23 protein-coding genes are annotated in these 19,582 nt (G+C 69.0%); 13 read left to right on the top strand and 10 right to left on the bottom strand.

Going from position 1 to position 19,582, the window contains the following annotated elements; translation table 11 throughout:
* Positions 1-6 precede the first annotated feature (6 nt).
* Genes BLQ91_RS25615 through BLQ91_RS25610 form a run of 3 tightly spaced genes read right to left on the bottom strand, consistent with a single transcriptional unit; the run spans position 7 to position 2,400 of the window.
* On the bottom strand, positions 7-1,899 hold the full coding sequence (locus BLQ91_RS25615; RefSeq protein WP_245733809.1) for a bifunctional polysaccharide deacetylase/glycosyltransferase family 2 protein: 1,893 nt from the start codon (positions 1,897-1,899) through the stop codon (positions 7-9).
* On the bottom strand, positions 1,896-2,021 hold the full coding sequence (locus tag BLQ91_RS43425; RefSeq protein ID WP_281199648.1) for a hypothetical protein: 126 nt from the start codon (positions 2,019-2,021) through the stop codon (positions 1,896-1,898). The genes BLQ91_RS25615 and BLQ91_RS43425 overlap by 4 nt, the downstream gene beginning before the upstream one ends.
* Positions 1,990-2,400 carry a DUF6542 domain-containing protein gene (locus BLQ91_RS25610; RefSeq protein ID WP_090100569.1) on the bottom strand — a complete coding sequence of 137 codons (411 nt, stop codon included), beginning with the start codon at positions 2,398-2,400 and terminating at the stop codon, positions 1,990-1,992. Before BLQ91_RS25610 ends, BLQ91_RS43425 begins: the two co-directional genes overlap by 32 nt.
* A 34-nt stretch (positions 2,401-2,434) precedes the next feature.
* Here BLQ91_RS25610 and BLQ91_RS25605 point away from each other — a divergent pair, with 34 nt between their 5' ends.
* Positions 2,435-3,502 (top strand): LCP family protein, encoded by a 1,068-nt coding sequence (locus tag BLQ91_RS25605; protein WP_090100824.1) that lies wholly within the window; start codon positions 2,435-2,437, stop codon positions 3,500-3,502.
* A 4-nt stretch (positions 3,503-3,506) separates the two neighbouring features.
* Here BLQ91_RS25605 and BLQ91_RS25600 read toward each other — a convergent pair whose 3' ends face one another.
* Positions 3,507-4,070, bottom strand: coding sequence for a dihydrofolate reductase family protein (locus BLQ91_RS25600; RefSeq protein ID WP_090100568.1), 564 nt, complete (start codon positions 4,068-4,070; stop codon positions 3,507-3,509).
* Positions 4,071-4,144: 74 nt separating this feature from the next.
* The gene (locus tag BLQ91_RS25595) at positions 4,145-6,334 is read right to left on the bottom strand and encodes an ATP-binding protein (RefSeq protein WP_176959956.1); all 2,190 of its coding nucleotides are present in this window, start codon (positions 6,332-6,334) and stop codon (positions 4,145-4,147) included.
* 226 nt (positions 6,335-6,560) lie between these two features.
* Between BLQ91_RS25595 and BLQ91_RS25590 the strand changes: the two genes are divergently transcribed.
* The gene (locus BLQ91_RS25590; protein ID WP_090100564.1) at positions 6,561-7,337 is read left to right on the top strand and encodes an STAS domain-containing protein; all 777 of its coding nucleotides are present in this window, start codon (positions 6,561-6,563) and stop codon (positions 7,335-7,337) included.
* 45 nt (positions 7,338-7,382) lie between these two features.
* Here the strand turns inward: BLQ91_RS25590 and BLQ91_RS25585 are convergent, their stop codons facing one another.
* The gene (locus BLQ91_RS25585; protein ID WP_090100562.1) at positions 7,383-7,742 is read right to left on the bottom strand and encodes a hypothetical protein; all 360 of its coding nucleotides are present in this window, start codon (positions 7,740-7,742) and stop codon (positions 7,383-7,385) included.
* Positions 7,743-7,898: 156 nt separating this feature from the next.
* On the opposite strand from BLQ91_RS25585, the gene BLQ91_RS25580 reads away from it, so the two are divergent.
* The 5 genes from BLQ91_RS25580 to BLQ91_RS25565 all read left to right on the top strand — a co-directional run bounded on the left by BLQ91_RS25580 (position 7,899) and on the right by BLQ91_RS25565 (position 11,330).
* Positions 7,899-8,771 carry an NsdA family TPR-like regulatory protein gene (locus BLQ91_RS25580; protein WP_143022807.1) on the top strand — a complete coding sequence of 291 codons (873 nt, stop codon included), beginning with the start codon at positions 7,899-7,901 and terminating at the stop codon, positions 8,769-8,771.
* 64 nt (positions 8,772-8,835) lie between these two features.
* Entirely contained in the window at positions 8,836-9,198 is a 363-nt protein-coding gene (locus BLQ91_RS25575; protein ID WP_143022806.1) for a hypothetical protein, read from the top strand.
* Positions 9,195-9,326, top strand: a complete 132-nt coding sequence (locus BLQ91_RS43420) for a hypothetical protein (protein ID WP_275677198.1) — start codon at positions 9,195-9,197, stop codon at positions 9,324-9,326. Before BLQ91_RS25575 ends, BLQ91_RS43420 begins: the two co-directional genes overlap by 4 nt.
* A 4-nt stretch (positions 9,327-9,330) precedes the next feature.
* Positions 9,331-10,002 (top strand): response regulator transcription factor, encoded by a 672-nt coding sequence (locus BLQ91_RS25570; protein WP_245733808.1) that lies wholly within the window; start codon positions 9,331-9,333, stop codon positions 10,000-10,002.
* Positions 9,999-11,330, top strand: a complete 1,332-nt coding sequence (locus BLQ91_RS25565) for a sensor histidine kinase (protein ID WP_090100556.1) — start codon at positions 9,999-10,001, stop codon at positions 11,328-11,330. Before BLQ91_RS25570 ends, BLQ91_RS25565 begins: the two co-directional genes overlap by 4 nt.
* On the opposite strand, the gene BLQ91_RS25560 is transcribed toward BLQ91_RS25565, so the two are convergent.
* Together BLQ91_RS25560 and BLQ91_RS25555 are read right to left on the bottom strand one after the other, a co-directional pair.
* The gene (locus BLQ91_RS25560; protein ID WP_245733807.1) at positions 11,308-12,168 is read right to left on the bottom strand and encodes an exodeoxyribonuclease III; all 861 of its coding nucleotides are present in this window, start codon (positions 12,166-12,168) and stop codon (positions 11,308-11,310) included. The genes BLQ91_RS25565 and BLQ91_RS25560 overlap by 23 nt on opposite strands.
* A 24-nt stretch (positions 12,169-12,192) precedes the next feature.
* Complete coding sequence (locus tag BLQ91_RS25555; RefSeq protein ID WP_090100552.1) at positions 12,193-13,311, bottom strand: MFS transporter; 1,119 nt, start codon at positions 13,309-13,311, stop codon at positions 12,193-12,195.
* 74 nt (positions 13,312-13,385) lie between these two features.
* On the opposite strand from BLQ91_RS25555, the gene BLQ91_RS25550 reads away from it, so the two are divergent.
* Positions 13,386-14,117: an AraC family transcriptional regulator gene (locus BLQ91_RS25550; protein ID WP_090100550.1), complete on the top strand. Its 732-nt coding sequence runs from the start codon at positions 13,386-13,388 to the stop codon at positions 14,115-14,117.
* A gap of 1,864 nt (positions 14,118-15,981) precedes the next feature.
* On the opposite strand, the gene BLQ91_RS25545 is transcribed toward BLQ91_RS25550, so the two are convergent.
* Both BLQ91_RS25545 and BLQ91_RS25540 read right to left on the bottom strand, forming a co-directional pair.
* Positions 15,982-16,779, bottom strand: a complete 798-nt coding sequence (locus tag BLQ91_RS25545; protein ID WP_245733817.1) for a protein phosphatase 2C domain-containing protein — start codon at positions 16,777-16,779, stop codon at positions 15,982-15,984.
* Positions 16,779-17,618, bottom strand: coding sequence for a hypothetical protein (locus BLQ91_RS25540; RefSeq protein ID WP_090100547.1), 840 nt, complete (start codon positions 17,616-17,618; stop codon positions 16,779-16,781). Before BLQ91_RS25540 ends, BLQ91_RS25545 begins: the two co-directional genes overlap by 1 nt.
* 120 nt (positions 17,619-17,738) lie before the next feature.
* Between BLQ91_RS25540 and BLQ91_RS25535 the strand changes: the two genes are divergently transcribed.
* From BLQ91_RS25535 to BLQ91_RS25520, 5 genes are all read left to right on the top strand, one after another.
* The gene (locus BLQ91_RS25535; protein ID WP_090100545.1) at positions 17,739-18,104 is read left to right on the top strand and encodes a hypothetical protein; all 366 of its coding nucleotides are present in this window, start codon (positions 17,739-17,741) and stop codon (positions 18,102-18,104) included.
* Between the two features lie 261 nt (positions 18,105-18,365).
* Positions 18,366-18,683, top strand: coding sequence for a hypothetical protein (locus BLQ91_RS25530; RefSeq protein ID WP_143022805.1), 318 nt, complete (start codon positions 18,366-18,368; stop codon positions 18,681-18,683).
* Positions 18,673-19,068 carry a hypothetical protein gene (locus tag BLQ91_RS40480; protein WP_143022804.1) on the top strand — a complete coding sequence of 132 codons (396 nt, stop codon included), beginning with the start codon at positions 18,673-18,675 and terminating at the stop codon, positions 19,066-19,068. Before BLQ91_RS25530 ends, BLQ91_RS40480 begins: the two co-directional genes overlap by 11 nt.
* 15 nt (positions 19,069-19,083) lie before the next feature.
* The gene (locus BLQ91_RS25525; RefSeq protein WP_245733805.1) at positions 19,084-19,338 is read left to right on the top strand and encodes a hypothetical protein; all 255 of its coding nucleotides are present in this window, start codon (positions 19,084-19,086) and stop codon (positions 19,336-19,338) included.
* The gene (locus BLQ91_RS25520; RefSeq protein WP_090100820.1) at positions 19,338-19,556 is read left to right on the top strand and encodes a hypothetical protein; all 219 of its coding nucleotides are present in this window, start codon (positions 19,338-19,340) and stop codon (positions 19,554-19,556) included. Before BLQ91_RS25525 ends, BLQ91_RS25520 begins: the two co-directional genes overlap by 1 nt.
* The last annotated feature ends 26 nt before the right edge of the window (positions 19,557-19,582 follow it).

Raw genomic sequence — 19,582 nt, 5'->3', positions numbered from 1 at the left:
CTCGGCTCAGGTGACGTGCACCGTACCGCCGGGGGCGTCGGCGAGCCGACCCGTGCGCCGCACCGACATCCACCGCAACTGGGTGCCGTGCAGCGCCGTGACCAACGACTGGATCACGACCGCGTACATCAGCTGCCGGTAGACGAACTGCTGCAGGGGATACGCCCACAACGGGCGGAGCGGCTCGCCGTCGAGCCTCAGCGCGTAGCCCGCGCTCGCGGTCTGGATCAACAGGAACACCGTCCACACGAGCAACGCGAGAGGCGCGTCCGCGATGAGGAACCCGTACAGCACAAAGAGGTCCATCACCGGAGCGAGCAGTGGCAGCAGCAGGTGGAACGCCAGCAGGTAGAGAAGCCCGAACCGCCCCATCGGCCCCTTCTCGACCAAAGCCCCGCGGTGTTTCCACATCGACTGAAAAGTGCCGTACGACCAGCGGTAGCGCTGGCGGAACAGGCCGCGGACGGTTTCCGGCGCCTCGGTCCACGCCCTGGCTTGCGGGCGGTAGGCGACCCGCCAGCCCGCACGGGTGACCGCCATCGTGAGGTCGGTGTCCTCGGCCAGCGTGTGGTCGCTGACGCCGCCGACGTCGGTGAGCGCGGACCTGCGGAACGCCCCGACCGCGCCCGGCACCGTCGGGATGCACCGCAGCGCGTGCAGGATCTGCCGGTCCAGGTTGGACCCCGCGCAGTACTCCAGGTGCTGCCAGCGCCCGAGCAGGCCACGCCGGTTGCCGACCTTGGCGTTGCCGGAGACCGCGCCGACACCGCTGTCCGCGAACGGCTGCACGAGCTGGCCGATCGTGCCCGGTTCGAAGATCGTGTCGCCGTCCACGAGCACCAGCAGGTCGTGCTTCGCCTCGCGCACCCCCGCGTTGAGCGCCGCCGGCTTGCCCTGGTTGCTCTGCCGGACGACCGTGACGCCGGGCAGGTCCAGCTCCCGCGCACGGTCCGCGGTGCCGTCGGTCGAGCCGTCGTCGACCACGACCACCTCGACGTCGGCGAGGTGGTCGTTCGCGGCGATGGACCGCACCGTGGCGGCGATGTTCAACGCCTCGTTGTACGCGGGGACGACCACCGAGACCGGCGGCGCGAACCACGGCGGTGGCTCCACCTCGCTCTCGCGCCGCAGCCTGCGGTCGGTGTGCGCGAGGCCGAGCTGCAAGAGCGTGCGCAGGATGCCCAGCAGGGCGGCGATCGCGATGGCCGTGCCGAAGACGAGGAGCACGACGCCGCCGTTGCGCTGCGACCACGCGGTGACGGCGCCGGTGAACCGTTCGCGGGCGCCGGCGGGGACCGGCCGGTCGTCGGTGACCGTGACGAACCGGTACCCCGGCGTCCGCGCGAGCTCGCGGGCGATGTCCGCGCCGATGCTGCCGTCGTCGTGCAGGCGGACGACGCCTCCCCTGTCCCGCAACGACATCCGCACCAGCGTGCCCATGTCCTGGAAGTCGCGGTCACCGCTGTCGACCTCGGCGGGGGCGCCGACGAGCGGCACGTGGACGCCCAGCGCGTCGGCGAGCGCCGCCTGGGCGAACGCGAGGTTCAGCGGACCGGTGTGGTCGCCCTCGGCGCGGAAGCCGTCGATGCCGATCTGGTGCCCCTCCGCGGCGATGCGGCGGGTCAGCTCCGGGTTGCGGGTGACCTGTGCGCCGACGACGAAGAAGGTCGCCCTGATGTCCGCCTCGCGCAACACGTCCAGCACGCGCGGTGTCCACTTCGGATCGGGTCCGCCGTGGAACGCCAGCGCGACGGTGCCTTCCGGGAGATCACGGCGTTCACCGGCGTGCCGCACCGGCTCGGGCCTGGTCGCGGTGTGAGCGTGGAAGGTCATCACGCCCATCAGCACGAGCAGGCCGAGCAGGATGGAGAGCCAGTGCAGCCGCGGCGGCCGCCTCACCACGCTCCCAGCAGGGTGCCACCGACGACCGCGGCGAACACGATCAGTCCACTCGCGACGGTCAGGCTGATCAGCCGCGCCGCTACCCGTCTACCGCCGTTGCCGTCGACGAAGACCTGCATTTTCCTCTTCCCCCAGAACGATGCGGACAGCCGCGACCACGAGGGCCGCGCCGGCCGATGCGGCGAGCCACGGGAACCCGGTGACGAGCCAAGGGACCGCGTCCGCGACGAACTCCCTGCCGCTGTCCCACGGCGACTGCCTGAGCGACTGACGCCGCCAAGCCGCGTTGCCGACCGCGACGACCACGAAGACGACCGGTGGCGCCGGTGCCACCGTCCACAACCCCACCCGGCGGACGAGCGCCGAGGACACCACCGCGCCCGCGACCAGCCAGGCGCCGAACGCCCAGCCGAGCTCGTCACCGTCGACCCAGACCCCCGTCTGCGCGAACACCGCCAGCACCGCGAGCGCCGCGAGACTGGGCAGCTCAACCCCCATGACCACCTAGAATAGTCGAGGGGGTGTCTTGTTCATGCAACCACGTGGCGGCTATCACCGCACCACGGTCCTGCTCCTGCTGCGCACGGCGTGGTCGGCCGCGTGCGCGGTCGTGCTCGTGGTCTCGGGAGTCGCGTGGTCGACGGTGTCCACGATCTCGACCGGGGTCGAGCGGTCGTACGCGATCCCGGACGACGCGCCCCGCTCGGAGTCCGGCCGCAACATCCTGATCATGGGTCTCACGACCCGCCTCGACCTGCACGGCGACCCGCTGCCCGACGACGTGCTGCGCCGCATGCAGGCGGGCGAGAGCGACCGCGGCGGCTACAACGCGAACACGCTGATCCTCCTGCGCATCCCCGATTCCGGCCCCGCCATCGCGATGTCGGTGCCGCGCGACAACCTCGTGCCGCTGTCGTCGGGAGGCGAGGGCAAGATCAAGGAGGCCTACGGCCGGGCCAAGATCGTCGAGGAGGACCGGCTGCGCGCCGCCGGGACGCACGACAGGCGGGCGCTGGAACGCGCGGGCCGGGAAGCCGGGCGCCGCGCGCAGGTGCGGACGGTGTCGGCGTTCCTCGACCAGCCCGTCGACCACCTCGTCGAGATCTCGCTGATCGGGTTCTTCCACATCGCCGAAGGGCTCGGCGGCGTGGACGTGTGCCTGCGCAGGCCGGCGAAGGACCCGTTGTCCGGCGCGGACTTCCCCGCCGGCCCGCAGCACCTCGACGCCGGCCAGGCGCTGTCGTTCGTGCGGCAGCGGCACGGCCTGCCGAACGGCGACCTCGACCGCACCCGGCGGCAGCAGGCGTTCCTGTCCGCCGTGGCGAAGCGGCTCGAGGGCGCGGACGTGACGGCGGTGCAGGCGATGGTCGACATGGCGAAGCAGGACGTCGTGCTGGACGCCCGGTTCGACCTCGTGGAGTTCGCGCGGAACATCCCGGCGGAGGTGCGGTTCGACACGCTGCCGATCGAGGGCGGCGCGCACCTCGGCGGGCTCGACGTGAACAAGGTCGACCAGGAGGAGGTGCGGGCGAAGGTGGCGGAGCTGGCGAGCGCCCCGCCTCCCCCGCCGCCGAACGACGGCGTCCCCTGCGTCGACTAGCCGCTCAACGCCTCTCGTACCTGGCCAGGACCGCCCCGCCGGGGAACGTCCGCGTCTGCACCAGGTCCAGCTCCACCCGGCTGTCCAGCGCGGGGAAGAACGGCGTGCCACCGCCGAGGAGGACCGGGTGGGTGACGACCTCGAACTCGTCGACCAGCCCGGCCCTCATGGCCGCCGCGGCCAGCGCCGCACCGCCGACCCTCATCGGACCGCCGTCCCCGGCCTTGAGGCGGGTGATCTCGGCGATCGCGTCACCGGTCACCACGCGGGTGTTCCACCCGGCCTCACCGGTCGTCGTGGACGAGAACAGCACCTTCGGCGTGTCCCGCCAGTTCCGGGCGAACGCGGCCTGCGCCGCGGTGGCGTCCGGCCGCTGGTCGGCCGTCGGCCAGTGGGAGCTCATCGTCTCCCACAGCCCGCGTCCGTACAGGAACACCTCGATCGCCTGCTCCCGCTCGAGCCACCACTCGAACAGCTCGTCGCTCGACGCGCCCCAGCCGATGTCGCCGCTCGCGTCGGCGATGTGGCCGTCGAGGCTCTGGTTCATGCCGTAGACCAGTTTCCGCATGGCTCGATCCTTCCGCCCGTCGTCCTGGAAGTGGGACAGGCGCGACGCGCGGAACTCATCGGTGCCGACGTGTCTCAGTTGCGGCGTTCGGTCACCCAGGTCGCGATCTGGGCGCGGGAGGTGAACCCGAGCTTCTGCAGGATCCGCTCGACGTGCCCCTCGGCGGTCCTGCGGGCGATCACGAGCCTGGCCGCGATCTCCTTGTTCGACATGCCCCCGGCGATCAGGTCGGCCACCTGCTGCTCGCGCCGCGTCAACGGCGTGGGGGAGGCGGCCGGGGCGGGGTCCTGCGCCTGCTCCTCGCCGATGGCGAACGCGATGGCGTCCTCCAGTTCGAGGTCCATGCCCTTGCGGAAGACCGCGCGGAACTCCTGCTCCCCCAGCGCGGACACCGACACCGACTCGCAGTCGCCGTGCGGGGCGCCGAAGTAGCGCGAACCGAACATCGGGTAGCCGACCGACTGCCAGATCTCGTTGGTGGCGCCCAGCAACGTCGTCGCGCGCACCGCGTCGCCCTGCGACGCCGAGATCCAGGCCAGCACCTCGATCGCGAGCACGATGCCCAGCAGGTCGTGGAACGAGCGCTTGATCCGCAGGCACTCCCTGCCGAGCCGGTCGGCGCGCGCGAGGTCACCGCTCACCCACGCGCACAGCGCCAGCACCCAGATCGCGTAGGCCTGCGCCCACAGCTCGCCGTGCTCCTCGCCGACCGCCCTGGCCTCGGTGCAGAGCCGTTCCGCCGAGACGAAGTCGTGCCGGAACGTCGCCGAGATCGCCCGTTCGACGCCGGCGAGCATGGTGTGGCTGTTGACCGTGCCCTGAGCGCGGTAGAGGCGCATCGCCTCCTCGAACAGGCTCTCCGCGAGATCGAGGTCGTCGCCGACGAGGTGCGTGCAGGCGAGGCGGTGCGTCGAGTAGGCGAGCGCGGACACGTCCCCGGACGCGAGGGCGTACTCCCGGCACTCGTCGAGCATCCTCGTCGAGGCGGGGATGTCGCCCTGCAACGTCGCGACGTACCCGTTGACCCACAACGCCTTCGCCCGCGACGGGCCTGGTTTCGCGCTCGCCACGGCGCGGTCGAGCCAGTGGCGGCCCTCGCCGAGCATGCCGCAGCCCGCCCAGTAGAACCACAGCGTGCCGGCCAGGTGCACGCACTGGTCGCCGTCCTGCTCGAAGCAGAAGTCGAGGGCGCAGCGCAGGTTCGCGTGCTCCAGCCGGGTGAGCGCGAAGATCTGCGGCTGGGCCGGGCCGAACCACTCCTGCTCGCGCCGTTCGGCCCACTCGGTGAAGTGGTCGCGGTGCCGTTCCCGCACGACCTGCTCCCGGCCGGCGGCGCGCAGTTTCTCGAGACCGTACTGGCGCAACGGTTCCAGCAGCCGGAAGCGGGTGCCGGACGCGTGCTGCTCGGAGACGACGACCGACTTGTCGACCAGGCCCATCAACGACCGCAGGACGTCCTCGGGCGCCACGCTGTCGCCGGAGCAGACCCGTTCGGCGGCCTGGAGGTCGAACGTGCCGGCGAACACCGACGCCCGCGCCCACAGGACCTGCTCGGCCCGCGTGCAGAGGTGGAAGCTCCAGTCCACGGCGGCGTGCAGCGTGTGGTGGCGCGGGTCTCCGCCGCGCTTGCCGTCCGCGAGCACCCGGAACGTGTCGTCCAATCGGGACAGCAGGTGGTCGAGGGACAGCACGCGCAGCCGGACGGCGGCCAGTTCGACCGCCAGCGGGATTCCACCCAGGAGAGCGCAGATCTGCTCCACCCGGGCGCGGTTGCGCGCGTCGAGCACGAATCCGGGTTCGACGGCGGTGGCCCGGTCGGCGAACAGCTCCAGCGCCGGTTCCCGCGGCAGCGGCGTGACCTGCCAGAGGTGTTCGCCGTCGACGCCGAGGCGTTCGCGGCTGGTGACGAGCCCCCGCAGGCCGGGAACACCGCGCAGCAACGCGCTCACCAGGTCGGCGGTGGCCTCGACGACGTGCTCGCAGTTGTCCAGGACCATCAGCATCTGGCGGTCGCGCAGGTGTTCCACCAGGACGGTGCGGTGCCGGCGGACGGTGTCGTCGTGGACGCCCAGCTGCTCGAGCACCGAGTGCACGACCAGGTCCGGCTCGGTGACGCCGCCCAGGTCGACGAACCACACCCCGTCGCGGAACGCCCGGCTGGTCTCGCCGCCGACGCGCAGCGCGAGCCTCGTCTTGCCCACGCCACCGACGCCCGTGAGCGTGACGAGGCGGGACTCGGACAGCAGCCTCCTGACCTCGGCCACGTCCTGCCTGCGGCCGACGAAAGTAGTTGTGTCAGCAGGCAAATTGCCTTTGCGGCCTGCCGAAAGCGAACTGCCCACAGCGGCACCCTAGGTCGGCTCGATCTCCCGTCGCAACGCGGTCCCCCGGAGGTACCAACGGCGAAACACGGGTAGTTACCCCCTAGGACGCATGCGGTGACCTTGTCAGTCTTGAAGGCTTGGGACGCGCCTGGGAGGGGATCCGATCATGACCGCTGACGGTCTCGTGGTGGACGTCCGGGAGCAGAGCGGTGTCCTCGTCGTCCGCTTCAGCGGGCGGCTCGACTGGGTGACGTACATGCGGGCGCAGGACGTGCTGCTCGACCACGCCACCAAGGAGCTCGTCGGCGTCGTCGTGGAGCTGGACGAACTGGTCGCCGAGTCCCCCGCGCTGCTCGTGCTGTTCGACGTCGTCTGGCTGTCCGCGGCGCGCTGGCCCGGGATCTCGCTGAGCCTCGTGGTGAGCGACCACGAACTGCGGTCGACGCTCGAGTCCCGCGGGCTCCCCCGGCACATCCCGCTGCACTCGTCGACGGCGGCCGCGGTGGCCGCGGTCGTGCGGCTCAAGCACGAGGACAGGGTGGACGCGGCGCTGCCGACGTGCCGCTGCCTGCCGCACGTGGCCGAGCGGATCACCGAACGCGCCTGCGAGCGGTGGGGCGTCCAGTCGCTGCTCGACGTCGCCCCGCAGATCGCCGTCGAGCTCGTGTCGCACATCGAGGACGACAGCCCGCTGGCGCTGCTGCTGCGCATGCGTGGTGACAAGTTGTCCGTTGCCGTGCGCACGACCGCGCGGTTCGACCTCAGGCAGTGGCACATCATGCGGCGCAACATCGCATCCATCGCCGTCTGCAACTTCACCATGGGCGAGACGCCCGCCGGAGGTGGCCGGCACATCGTCTGGGCGATGCTCGACGTGCCGGAGGACAGCCGGCGGCCCCCGAGCTACCTCCTGGAGATCGCCGCCTTCACCCACCAGGGTTAACGCTTCCGGGTCATTCCGGCGGGGCCGTTTCACCGGCGTGCGTTCCTACCGGGCGTGCATCGCCGCGATGCTGGTGCGGCAGGCCTGGACGACCTGGCGGTTCGCCGCCGTGTCGGGAGTGCCGTAGCCGCACCTCGGGCAGAACAGGACCGCGGTCGTCCCGTCGACGTGCACGTCGAGCGCACGGCGGCACGGACGGCACCAGCGCTGCCCGGTGAAGGGCACGACGTGCTCGGGGAGGGCAACGCACTGGTGCAGCCAGCAGCGGTGCCGCCCGCACGTCACCCGGGCGTGGGGGTCGAGGCCGAGCTCCTGCGCCAGGTCTTCCGCGCTCAGCACCGCTGTGAGAGTCGCGTGGCCGGTCTCGGAGGAGGTCACCTGTCGCAGGTGCCCGCGTCGCCTCATGACGAGAACAATGCCCTTGTTCAAGAGCGCCGTTGCACCCGGATTTATACCTGTTCAACCTCACCGGCGCCGAATTCCACTTCGCACGGCACCCTCTTTCCAGCGGCAGGCAGGCGTCCTACTCTCGGGTGCAACGGCGGCGCAGAGGTGTACTACATGGCGAATCCTGCGTACTTCCCTCCCCCGCACTCCAGCCGGATCGGCGCGAGTGACGTCGAGCAGCTGGAGTCGCAGACGCGCTCACTGCGTTCCGTGGACTACCGGTACGGAGGAGGGGCGTGCCGGGACGCCGTCGTCGTCCGCATCTACTGGGCCCAGCAACTGCTCGCGGCCGAAGCGTCGGACGCGGTGCGGGCACGCCTGCTGTCCGCCGTCGCGGACCTGCACAACCTCGCCGGGTGGACGTCGTTCGACAGCGGCCAGGTCGGGGCGGCCTATCACCATTTCGACCGCGCGCTGGACTACGCGCGCCATGACGAAGAGCTGACGACCAACATCGTTTATCGGCGTGGGCGCGTGCATCTGCACCACGGCGCAACAGGTGACGCGCTGGCGTATTTCCAGAGGGGCGCTACCGCACCGTTGGCGGCGAGCATCATGTACGTGAACGAGGCGTGGGCGTACGCACGCCAAGGCCGTTCCGCGGAGGCCTTGCGGGCGTTGGGCAAGGCGCAGGACTCGTTCGCGGCCGCCGACTCGGCGCACGTGCCGGACTGGGCGCGGTTCCACGACGAGACCGACCTGACCGCGATGGCAGGCGTGATCCACGCCGAGCTCGGCGACACCCGGCTCGCGATCCCGGCGCTGTCCGAGGCGATCGAGCGGTTCGGGCCGGCGATGACGCGCAGCCGGACGTTCTGCCTGATCGCGCTGGCCTGCTGCCACTTCCTCGACGGCGACCTCGACCAGGGCCAGGCCGTGGCCGTGCGGGCGGTGAGCGCGGCGCAGGAGCTGCGGTCGGAGCGGGTGTGGGACCGGATGCGCCCGCTGGAGCAGGCCGCGGCGGTGCGCGGGGTGGCGCTGCGCTGATCTTTGCAGAACCCGAACATTCGGCGCACCCGGCTCTGATCGTGGGCGGCCATCGTTGTGCGCCATGAACACTTCACGAATCGGCGGGCTCGTGCTGGGACTGCTGCTGCTGGGCGCGGGCACCGCGTCGGCGCGGGAAGCGATCACGATCAGCCCGGAGAAGGTGCAGAAGATCTGTTCCGAGCGGGTGCCGCGGGTGGAGTCCCGCGTGAAGGCGCTGACGGACAGGATCAACGGCGGCCCGGAGACGCTCGGCTCGAAGAAGTGGATCGAGCAGAAGGCCGCCGACGCCCGCAAGGCCGGCAACACCGCCCGCGCGGACGTGCTGGACGCACGGCTCAAGCTGCGCGACGCGCAACTCGTGAAGCTGGGCAAGGCCGCCGAGCGGGTCGCCGGGTTCAAGTCCCGGCACTGCGGGGCGAAGTGAGGTGGGTCGCCGCCCTGGCGCTGCTGGTCTCGCTGACGGCGTGCCGGGCCGAGGAGCCGCCCCCGGACCTCGATGATGTGGAATCAACGCTGAACAGCATCGAGTCGGACATCAACCAGCCGGGGTGAACGCGTGGATCGTGGCCTGGTGCTCGTCGTGGAGGACGAACCGGCGATCGCGGAGCTGGTCGCGCTGTACCTGCGGCGCGACGGGTTCGGCGTGCACCTGGAGTCCTCCGGGGACGCGGCACTGGCCGCGGTCCGGTCGCTGTCGCCGGTGGCGGTGGTGCTGGACATCGGCCTGCCCGTGCTGAACGGCATCGAGGTCTGCCGGGCGATGCGCGCGGCCGGTGACTGGACGCCGGTGCTGTTCGTGACGGCGCGCGACGACGAGGTGGACCGCCTGCTCGGCCTGGAGCTGGGTGCGGACGACTACATCACCAAGCCGTTCAGCCCGCGCGAGCTGGCCCTGCGCGTCCGGACGGTCCTCCGTCGCGCTTCCGGGCCTGTTTCCGACGTTCTGCAGGTGGGTGCAGTACGGCTCGATGTCGGCGAACGGCGTGCGTTCGCCGGTGATGACGAGGTGTCGTTGACCTCCACGGAGTTCGGGCTGCTCGCCCACTTGATGAAGAACCCACGTCAGGTGTTCTCGCGCGAGCAGCTCCTCAGCGCCGTGTGGGGTTATTCGTCCGTGGCCGGCACACGAACCGTAGACGTGCACATCGCCCAGTTGCGCGCCAAGTTCGGTGCCTCCAGTCCGATCCGGACGGTGCGCGGCGTCGGCTACTCGGCGGACGCGTCATGACCCTGGCAACCCGGATCGCGTTGGTGTGCCTGGGAGTCGTGGTCGTGGCCGTCGTCGTCGCGGGCTTCGTCTCGGCCCGTCTCGTCCTGTCGACGTCGCAGCAGGTGAGCCGCGAGATCCTGCGCTCGCAGGCCGACGTGGTGGCCGGCCAGATCTCGAACGACCGCGTCGAGCGGGTTCTGGAGGGCCAGGGCATCGCGATCGTCCGGATCTCCGCCACCGGCGAGGTGACGGGGTCCGACCGCGCCGCCGTCCGCGCGGCCCGGGACGTCGGCGTGCGCGAGGTGCTGTCGGGTTCTCCGGTGTCGGGGGTGAGCGGCCGCCTGAACGTGGAGGCCCGTCCGTCGGGGGCGGGCGGCTTCGCCCTGGTCCAGGAGACCGAGACCGGCGGCACCTACCGCAAACTGGTGCGCAACGTCGTGTTCGCCCTGGGCGTCGGCCTGCTGGTGGCGGCCCTGGCGGGCCTCGCCCTGGGCGCGTACCTGGCCCGGCCGCTGCGCCGGGTGGCCGGCGTGGCCCACGCGATGAGCGCGGGCCGGCGCGACCTCCGCGCCCCGGTGGCGGGCGCCGCCGAGGTGGCCGAGGTCGCCGCGTCCGTGAACTCGCTCGCGGAGGCGTTGCAGCGCAGCGAGTCCCGCCAGCGCGACTTCCTGCTCTCCGTCTCCCACGAGCTCCGCACCCCGCTGACCGCCGTGACGGGCTTCGCCGAGTCCCTGGCCGACGGCGTCGTCTCCGGTGACCGGGTGGCCCCTGTCGGCACCGTGATCCTGGACGAGGCCCGCCGCCTCGACCGCCTGGTGACCGACCTGCTCGACCTGGCCCGCCTGGGCGCCGACGACTTCCGCCTGGACCTGGCCGCCGTGGACCTGGACCCGGTCGTCCGCTCGGCCGCCGAGGTGTGGCACGCCCGCTGCCACGCCCGCGGGGTGGAGTTCTCCCTGCAGGTCACGGCCTCGCCGGTGGTGCGGGCGGACGCGCGCCGCCTCCGCCAGGTCATCGACGGCCTGCTGGAGAACGCCCTGCGCGTCACCCCCGCCGGCCGCCCGGTGGTGCTCGCGCTGTCGTCGGTGCTCCAGGTGCGCGACGGCGGACCGGGACTGGCCGCCGAGGACTACCCCGTGGCGTTCGACCGCGGTGTGCTGCACGCGCGGTACCAGGGGTCGCGGCCGGTCGGGACCGGCGTGGGGCTCGCGCTGGCGCACGGGCTGGTGACGCGGATGGGCGGGACGATCGTGGCCGGACCGGCAGCGGAGGGCGGGGCGGCCTTCACCGTGGCGCTGCCGCCGCCCGGACCTCGGCGGCCGGTCACTTCGACTGCGGGAGCTTGACCTTCTTCTTCGCTCCCGGCGCCGACGGCGGTGGCACCACCGGCCCGATGTCCCCGTCCGGGGCCTCGTCCAGATCGACGATCACCGGTGCGTGGTCGCTCGGTCCGGTGCCCTTGCGCGCATGCCGGTCGATCCACGCCGCCTTGGCCCGCGGCGCCACCGAGTCGGACGCGAGGATCAGGTCGATCCGCATGCCCAGGTCGCGGTGGAACATCCCGGCCCGGTAGTCCCAGTAGCTGAAGACCCGCTCGGTGGGCCAGCGGTCGCGCACGACGTCGTGGAACCCCAACGCCTTGATGGCTTCCAAGGCGGCGCGTTCGGGTTCGGTGACGTGGGTCGAGCTCGCGAAGGCGTCGGGGTCGAACACGTCGGCGTCGGCGGGGGCGATGTTGATGTCGCCGCACACCAGCGCGTCGGCGGGACCCGCCTCCAGCACGTCGCGCAGGGCGGCGAGCCATTCGAGCTTGTACTTGTAGTGGTCCGATTCGGGCTCACGGCCGTTCGGCACGTACAGCGAGTGCACGCGCACGCCGCCGCACGTCGCCGCCACGGCACGGGCCTCGACGTGCGGGAAGCCCGGTGCGCCGGCCACACCCACGGCCACGTCGTCCAGACCGACGCGCGAGAGCAGCGCGACGCCGTTCCACTGTGTTTCGCCGAACAGCGCGAACTCGTAGCCGCGTTCCTTCAAGGAGTCACCGAGCAGCGCCGTGAAGGCGTCGTCGGCCAGCTTCGTCTCCTGCAGGCACACGACGTCGGGCTGCCGCTGGTCGAGCCACGGCAGCAGGCGGGGCACGCGTTGCTTGACGGAGTTCACGTTCCAGGTCGCCACTCGCACACCTGCAACCGTAACCATCCTCGCTCAAACCCGCATCGAACGAGGCGACCTCAGGCCGCGTGCCGCCGCCCACGCGACCACCGGCAGCACCACGAGCGACAGCAGTCCCCACTGCAGGTCCCACTTACCCGCGATCGCGCCGACCACCGGTGAACCCAGACCTCCGACGCTCACCGCAAGGCCCAGCGTGACGCCGCTGGCGGTGCCGACGCGGTTCGGCAGGTAGTCCTGGCCGAGGGTGACGTGCAGCGAGAACGGCACATACAGCGCCACGGCCGTCAATGCCACCATCAGGTACACGAGAGGCCCCGGCACCAACGCGATCCCCGCGACGGCAGGCACCGCCACGGCATAGGACACCTGCAATACGCGCACGCGTCCCCACCGACCGGCGAGCACGCCACCGAGCAAGGTGCTCGCCGCGCCCGCACCGAACAACACCACCAACGCCGCGGCTCCCGCTACAGGACCACCTCCAACGCGGTGGGTCACCCAGATCGCGAGGAACGTGCCCAGCCCGAACGTCACCATCGACCTCGCGACGATCACCACGGTCAGCCTGCTGAACTGGCCCCAGTCGTCCCGGCCGGGGCGGTCCGCCACCGAGGCCGCCGCACCGTGCACGCCGCGCAGCGCCAACGCCGTGAGCGTGCCTCCCACCACCGCCGGAACGGCCAGCAACGGGGTCCAGGCCAGCCCGCCGAACGCCAGGACCGGCGTGACGAGCACCGGCCCGAGCGCGAACCCGGCGTTGCCGCCGACCGAGAACCAGCTCATGCCGACGTGGTTGTCCTGCGCGACCCGGCGCGCCAGGCGGGCCGCCTCCGGGTGGTACGCGGCGACCCCCAGACCCGACAGCGCGATCGCCAGCCAGGTGAACAGGTACGACTCGCTCAACCCCGACAGCCCGATGCCCGCGCCGGCCACCGCCATGCCGACAGGGACCAGCCACGGCATCGCGCGCCGGTCGGTCAGGTGGCCGAACAGCGGCTGCACGACCGACGACAGCAGCGTCGCGGCGACCGTGATCCCGGCCGCCGCGACGTAGCTGTAGTGGCGTTCGGCGACGAGGAACGGCACCACGGCGGGAACCGCGCCCTGGTAGAGGTCGTTCACCGCGTGCCCGGCGACCAGGACCGACATCCGCCGGCGGGAGTTGCTCACGCACCGATCCTGGCCCCGCGACAGCGTTCGCGATTCCGATATTCTGCCGGTGCATGTCGCATTCTCGCCATCTGCCGGCGGCGCCGACCACGAGCCGCGACCTGGCGGCCACCAGTGGCATCACGGCGCACTGGCACGACGAGAACCAGATCGTCTACGCCAGCCGCGGCGTCGTGGCCGTGCACACCGAGACGTCGAGGTGGATCGCGCCCGCACATCGTGCGTTGTGGATTCCTTCTGGCGCAGTGCATTCACACCGCGCGTACGGCGTCACACGGCTGCATCTGCTCGGGCTGACCCAGAACCCGTTGCAACTCCACGAACCGACAGCGCTCGCCGTCTCCCCTCTGCTCCGCGAACTGCTGATCGCTTATACGGAGCTCGAAGACCGAGAAACCCCTGCGGGCAAACGAATGCACATGGTCCTGCTCGACCAGCTCGCCGCCGCGTCCGAACGACCGGTGCGCGTTCCCGCCGCCCGCGACCCCAGGCTCGCGGCGGTCTGCGCCGCGCTCGAGACCGACCCCTCGGACAACCGCGGTCTCGACGCCCTGGGCCGTTCGGCCGGCGTGAGCGGCAGAACGCTGACCCGGCTGTTCCGCGACGAGATGGGCATGACGTTCCCCCAGTGGCGCACGCAGCTGCGGCTCTACCACGCCCTGCGCCTGCTCGCCGAAGGCCAGCCCGTCACCGCCGTGGCCCTGCGGTGCGGTTTCGCCACCGCCAGCGCGTTCATCGACGTCTTCCGGCGCTCGCTCGGCCACACCCCCGGTTCGTACCTCTAGAAGACCGAGAACACCTCCTCCGCGCGGTCCCGCTACACGAACATCTGCCACGCGACGTCCGCGATGGCGTCGGGATCCAGCGTCCGCACCTCGCCGAACTTCTCCGGCGCCGCCCGGTGGACGTCCCGAGCCGGGCCGATGTGGAACAACGGCCTGCCAGAGGCGTCACTATGGCGGGTCCGCGCGTCCGCGACAGTGGAGGAAGCCGGCGTTCAGGCGACGACCGAAGCCGTGATCCTGCTGCGCTCCATCCGCCGCACGCTGATCTGGACGTTGATCATCGTGCCGCTGACCGTTCTCGGACTTCTGCTCACGATCGTTGCCGTCGGCAGCGAGCCACAGCCTGCACCTCGGTCCACTCCTGCCGCTGAACCCCATGTCGGCGCATGCCGTCGGCAAAACGTCGACTTCGATCATGTCAGGCCGGTTGCGAGATCAAGTGAACAGGCTTCTACCTGGCGTTGTGGTGGGGCAGGTCGGATTCGAACCGACAACCTGACAGGTAAGACGCAGCCTCTGTCTACGCCTGCCATCCCCTGCTCATACCTAGGTTTACCTGCGGCGATCCCGTGTCATGGTTGCCGTTCCAAACCGCTGGCAGTGGACGTTTTCCGTCATTATGTGAGGGAAAAGTGTGGAGATGATCGTGCCCTCGCAACCACGTACATCGAGGGCAAGCCTGTGGGCTGGTCGATGCCTCCAAGGCATCGAGCTGTCCACAGGTGCGGCAGCCGAGCGCCCCGCCCACGTGCAGAAGTTACCCCTCGGCGCTCGTCCCAGCAGCGTCTGGTTGCCAACGGGTTTTGCAGCGCGGACTACCGATCGAGATCCGCCAAAAGCTCAGGCAGGGCCGCACGCAGCTGTTTCCGCGACTCCGACGCCTGACTCAAGGGAAGCATGAGCGATTGCGGACGTCCTTCGAACCAAAGAGTGAGTACACAGTAGCGAGGCCACTCTGCGCCCCAGTCCCCCATCCAACAGGCGTCCGAGTTCATGTCGTCAGCGATATTCGACTCGATGGCTGCGGAAGTCAGGGATCTACGAGGCCACGTTTCGACTGAGGCCGTAGCCTTCTGATTGTCACGTTCTACTCTTGGCGTAGACCATTCAGCTTTTACGACGCGACTCGGAGTGAGGATTACAGCCTCTCCTGAGAGCATGTTGTTACTGTTCGTGTGTCGAACGTCTACGTAAACAAATTCCTCTGAGCCGAGAAGGATCTCAACGCGTCTGACCACGTCAGGCTCCGGCCTCTCGAACCCGGTGCTCATGGCCTGCATGAGCAAGAGAAGTCGATCGTTATTCATCTTGACCCCTTCGCTGCGCCTACGTCCAGTTGTGACCACGATCTCCAATCTCTATCGCCGCACACAGCAAGATCGTCACTTGCTCGCGTTCACTCAACTGAGGGACCTCGCACCATCCCGTATGACCTGGCTCGTCCCAACCGCACGTGCCAAGGGGGCACATGCCGTCCTAACGTGATCATGCGCTGGAACGGCCCCCTTGACGCGTGTGGTTGCCCTCGGGGAGGTCATACGGGATGGTGCGTGCCCCGGCCCCCGCTGGAACGCAATGTGCCGGCACTCCCCCGCACCATTTTGGAGACCTGCCCGTCCGGCGAGGACATGTCTTGAAGCCTCCGCGGTTCCCTGTGGGGGCCGCTGGCCGTTCCGGTCCGACAACGGTCGACCTGCGCGCATGCCTCGCCCGCCGCGCTCGGACGCCGGAGGCGGCCTTGGGCGCGGCGGAAAGAGAGGCGCGTAGGTCTGCCGTTGTCGGATAGGCACCAACGGCCAGCGGCCCCCACAGGGGGCCGCCTTGATGAAGAAAAGAAACTCTGAACACGCCGGTCATGAGCCTGCTACTGGGTCCAGGTCACAAGAACCTTGTCGTCATGCTGCTTGGCGCGGGGCAGGAACTTGGCCGTAGGGTCCTCGAACTGTTCCCAGTCATGAAGCCGTCGGAGGAGCGCCACAAGCTCGTGATTCGCCATGAGGGCAACGGATTCCCAGTGCACGCCTAGATGGTCGACGACTCGCTGGGCTCCGTCTGTTGCGAGAACGCACCACTCGACGTTGCCCATGTCGAACTGACGGCAGACGGCTTCTTTCGCTGCCTGCGGGTCCGCCTCCGCGATCCAGTACCCGTAAGGAACGTTCCGCTCGCGCCGCTCGTGCTGCTGTAGCTGTCCAAGCAATGAACGATGCTCGTCGTCATACCCGGAGCCGTTCATCAACCGCTGCCGATAGCGGTGACGAAGCTCTGCGGCCGTACGTGAGAGCCTATCGTCCGAGATGCGATGCACCGTGCCATCGCTCGTCTTCACGACTGCGGTGCTGTCGCCAAGTGCAAGAACCTCCAGTCGTTCCGCTTTCAAGCGCGCAAGCAACACAGTGGACGATGGTCCGACCCCGGCCTGGAGCTTGAGCGCCTCTGAGGTCGCTCGGATCGCTGTCTCGAGAACGGCCTGAAGCTCTTCGTCCTCATCGATTCGAGAGGCTGTCTCGCTCAACAGGAGGTCGACGTACTCCGACGCGTCAGCTGTGTCCGGTGCGAAGCTCGAAGCGCCGTCCAGGACGATTGCCGCGGTTCTCGTCGTGGTCCAACGATCCTGTCCTCGGCCGGCCCCTCCTGGAAGCATCGCTCCATGGAACGGCATCAGCTCCACTTCCTTGGCGGCACAAGGATGTTGATGTTCGTCGGCTTGAGTCCGTCGAACTCAGTGGTGACAGCCATGCTGAACTCGCTGTCCCCGAACTGGGCGAACAGGTCAGCAAGGTTCCTGGTCACGTAGTGCGCCGCTCCAACCGAGCCAGCAGCGTGAAGGCCAGCGATATGCACGATGACGTGGCTACCCAGCTTACGTCGGGCTATGTATGCGTGATCGGCCTTGCGAGGATTGGCCTCGTCCATAGGCGACAGGAACCTCTCCCCCGTCACCTCGTCCGAGATGTACCACTGGACGTTGTCGCCGATCGTCATGCGCAGAACGGGGTCGGCTGCCATGAGCTTGTGGCCGATGTGAGCGGACGCGGGTCCGCAGATGACGACCGCATCGCCCGCAGGCTCCCACTCCTCGCGCGGATCGATCACTAGGCGCTCGTTGATCACGAATGAAAGCTTCTCCAGCTCACTGCTGAAGTGCGCGCCTGTTGCGTCATCCGGTCCAGCGATCACAAGATCGTCGCGCTCGCGGATGATTCGTCCAGGTAGGGCGATGGAGATCGGACCGACTCCGAAGAACGCGCGTTCCGGCCCAGGTGCAGAGCTGCGGATCTGAGTGACGCGCCCCTTGGTGATGCCCAGCCTGGCCGCGATGTCCGTGTAGCTCATGTCCAGACGTCGGTGAGCCTCCTCGATGGCGGCTCGACGCAGACGCGCGAGTTCGGTGGCTCGCTGCTGGTAGAGCGTGATCAGCTCGCCTGCGCGCTGACCTCGCCTGATGGGATCAGGGTCTGCGCGTACAGCGTCGAACTCATCGGCATCCGACGTCGTCATGACCGTAGTTTAGACCCCCTTGACGCCTCCCGTCGTTAGGCGTAGCTTGTGTTTAGACCCCCTCAACTCCAGGTCTGCGAACAAGCAGAGGGTTTAGACCCCCTACACAAGGAGCTTCCGATGGCACTGCGCAACATCCCCGTCGTTCTGGAGTCGTACCGCCTGATGATCACCGAGGCCCCGGTGATGAAGATGCGCAAGGACGACAAGTCCGGCGAGATGGTGCCCGCGACCGACTACCAGGGCGTGCAGCAGTTCGTGGTGGCGCTGTTCGCGAAGCCGCGGCCGAACGCTGACGGTTACCAGGGCAAGGGTGAAGAGATCCGCGTGACGCTGTCGGCGGACCCCGGTGACGGGTTCGAGGAGGGCATGTACGTGTCGCTGGTCTCGCCGACGGTGTCGTTCTGGTCCAACGACGCCGGTTCGGGTCTGTCGTTCAAGGCTGCGGGTCTCGCTCCGCAGGGTCAGGTCAGTGTGGCTGCCTGATCGTCCACTGTGCTCGGTTGCCCTGCCCGGTTAGGCCGGTCGCCCGTTTCGAGTCGGGCCAGGGTTCGGAGATCCACGTTTTGCCAGGGGATTGGCCTGCTGCCCGTTCGAGTCGGGCATGGAAACGCGTGATTGCGTCCTTTGAGAATTCCACAGTGTGTTGAGCCATGCCAAAAACGCGCCGGTTTGTTCGGCGGTGTCAGGCCCGTGCAGAACGTTCCTGGCGCCTGCCGTGCATTCCGCGAGCGAAAGGATTGGATAGTGGCAAAGATCGATGGAGTTGTGTTGGTGATCGATCGTGCGCGCGGCGGTCAACCGTACGTAATCACGGTCGATCTCCCTCGCGCCTACCGACAGATCTCTACTGCGGAAATGGAAGGGTTGCCGTACTGGGAGCAGCAGATGGTCTTCGACCTTCTCAGCAGTGGCGAGCTTCAGCGGGGTTCTCAAGTCCAGAACCTGCGATGCGGTGAGCACACGCGCAAGGTCGTACGGATCGAGGCCCCCAGCCGCGCGGACGTGCAGGTGAAGCCCGGTACGCAGACTCACGAGAAGGGGCCGCAGAAGTATGTCCGCTGATCTGTTCGGCAACGAGGTCGAGCCCACGACCGCACCGGCGGCTGCTGCCCGGTCTGTGACCAATGACCTCCGGGTGGTTACCGAGGTGCTCAATCGCGCCGTGAGCGACTGCGGCTACGTGGTCGCCAGTACGGCACGCACCGTTTTTCGTCGTGTCGACAAAGAAAAGATCTCTCGGATTCCCGCTTGGGAAGCAAGCGCGGTTGTGCAGTTGGTCGACAACGGCAAGCTCGTGATCGGCGGTACTCACCTGCTGCGCTGTGGCGCGGTGCGTCAGTCGGTTCGGTCAGTGCTCGTGCCGAAGTCCACGCGGTTGATGTTGTCGCGGTGGAACGCGCTCAAGCCGCTCGGTAATTCGAAGTCGTCCGAGAAGAAGGGGGCATGACACATGGTGGTTCAGGTGTTGAACGACCTCGCGATCAAGAAGTACGCCGAGTTCGTGGGCGCAATCAACTTCGCGACGGAGCAGCTCGCCCCGTTGGAGGCGCTGATCAACCGGATGAAGCCCGGTAACGCGCTGCCTGGTGACTGGCGGGTGCCCAAGCCCGACGACTTGCGCAAGGAGTTGGCCAAGGCCCGCAAGGACTTGGAGGACCTCAAGGCGCACGCGGTCAAGTACGAGATCGAGCTGAAGTCTCGCGAGTGGAGGGTCTGATGTCCCAGCAGCTCAACAACGCCCTGGAGGACGTGGGCAAGGCCATGTCCCAGCTCCGGATCTCGATCAAGGGGATTCCGATCCGCCGGGAGGGGTTCAAGGGCCTGCACGACCAGTTCGCGCGGTCGGTGGCCACGTTGACCACGCACATGTCCTACGCCCGCGTACTGCTCGATGAGGAAGCCGCGGAACGCCGCAAGCGCCGGCGTCGCAAGTGAAGTTCAGTCCGTCACCTGTTCTCCGG

It is taken from the genome of Lentzea jiangxiensis (genome assembly GCF_900104175.1).
Lineage (GTDB): Bacteria > Actinomycetota > Actinomycetes > Mycobacteriales > Pseudonocardiaceae > Lentzea > Lentzea jiangxiensis.
Note: the sequence above shows the minus strand (reverse complement) of the source record. Positions and strands in the feature narration are given on the sequence as shown.

What these genes read in the sequence shown, in the direction of transcription:
- BLQ91_RS43425 (WP_281199648.1), bottom strand. Translation starts at nt 2,021, where the DNA reads ATGCAGGTCTTCGTCGACGGCAACGGCGGTAGACGGGTAGCGGCGCGG.
- BLQ91_RS25610 (WP_090100569.1), bottom strand. Translation starts at nt 2,400, where the DNA reads ATGGGGGTTGAGCTGCCCAGTCTCGCGGCGCTCGCGGTGCTGGCGGTG.
- BLQ91_RS25605 (WP_090100824.1), top strand. Translation starts at nt 2,435, where the DNA reads ATGCAACCACGTGGCGGCTATCACCGCACCACGGTCCTGCTCCTGCTG.
- BLQ91_RS25600 (WP_090100568.1), bottom strand. Translation starts at nt 4,070, where the DNA reads ATGCGGAAACTGGTCTACGGCATGAACCAGAGCCTCGACGGCCACATC.
- BLQ91_RS25590 (WP_090100564.1), top strand. Translation starts at nt 6,561, where the DNA reads ATGACCGCTGACGGTCTCGTGGTGGACGTCCGGGAGCAGAGCGGTGTC.
- BLQ91_RS25585 (WP_090100562.1), bottom strand. Translation starts at nt 7,742, where the DNA reads ATGAGGCGACGCGGGCACCTGCGACAGGTGACCTCCTCCGAGACCGGC.
- BLQ91_RS25580 (WP_143022807.1), top strand. Translation starts at nt 7,899, where the DNA reads ATGGCGAATCCTGCGTACTTCCCTCCCCCGCACTCCAGCCGGATCGGC.
- BLQ91_RS25575 (WP_143022806.1), top strand. Translation starts at nt 8,836, where the DNA reads ATGAACACTTCACGAATCGGCGGGCTCGTGCTGGGACTGCTGCTGCTG.
- BLQ91_RS25565 (WP_090100556.1), top strand. Translation starts at nt 9,999, where the DNA reads ATGACCCTGGCAACCCGGATCGCGTTGGTGTGCCTGGGAGTCGTGGTC.
- BLQ91_RS25555 (WP_090100552.1), bottom strand. Translation starts at nt 13,311, where the DNA reads ATGTCGGTCCTGGTCGCCGGGCACGCGGTGAACGACCTCTACCAGGGC.
- BLQ91_RS25550 (WP_090100550.1), top strand. Translation starts at nt 13,386, where the DNA reads ATGTCGCATTCTCGCCATCTGCCGGCGGCGCCGACCACGAGCCGCGAC.
- BLQ91_RS25545 (WP_245733817.1), bottom strand. Translation starts at nt 16,779, where the DNA reads ATGCCGTTCCATGGAGCGATGCTTCCAGGAGGGGCCGGCCGAGGACAG.
- BLQ91_RS25540 (WP_090100547.1), bottom strand. Translation starts at nt 17,618, where the DNA reads ATGACGACGTCGGATGCCGATGAGTTCGACGCTGTACGCGCAGACCCT.
- BLQ91_RS25535 (WP_090100545.1), top strand. Translation starts at nt 17,739, where the DNA reads ATGGCACTGCGCAACATCCCCGTCGTTCTGGAGTCGTACCGCCTGATG.
- BLQ91_RS40480 (WP_143022804.1), top strand. Translation starts at nt 18,673, where the DNA reads ATGTCCGCTGATCTGTTCGGCAACGAGGTCGAGCCCACGACCGCACCG.
- BLQ91_RS25520 (WP_090100820.1), top strand. Translation starts at nt 19,338, where the DNA reads ATGTCCCAGCAGCTCAACAACGCCCTGGAGGACGTGGGCAAGGCCATG.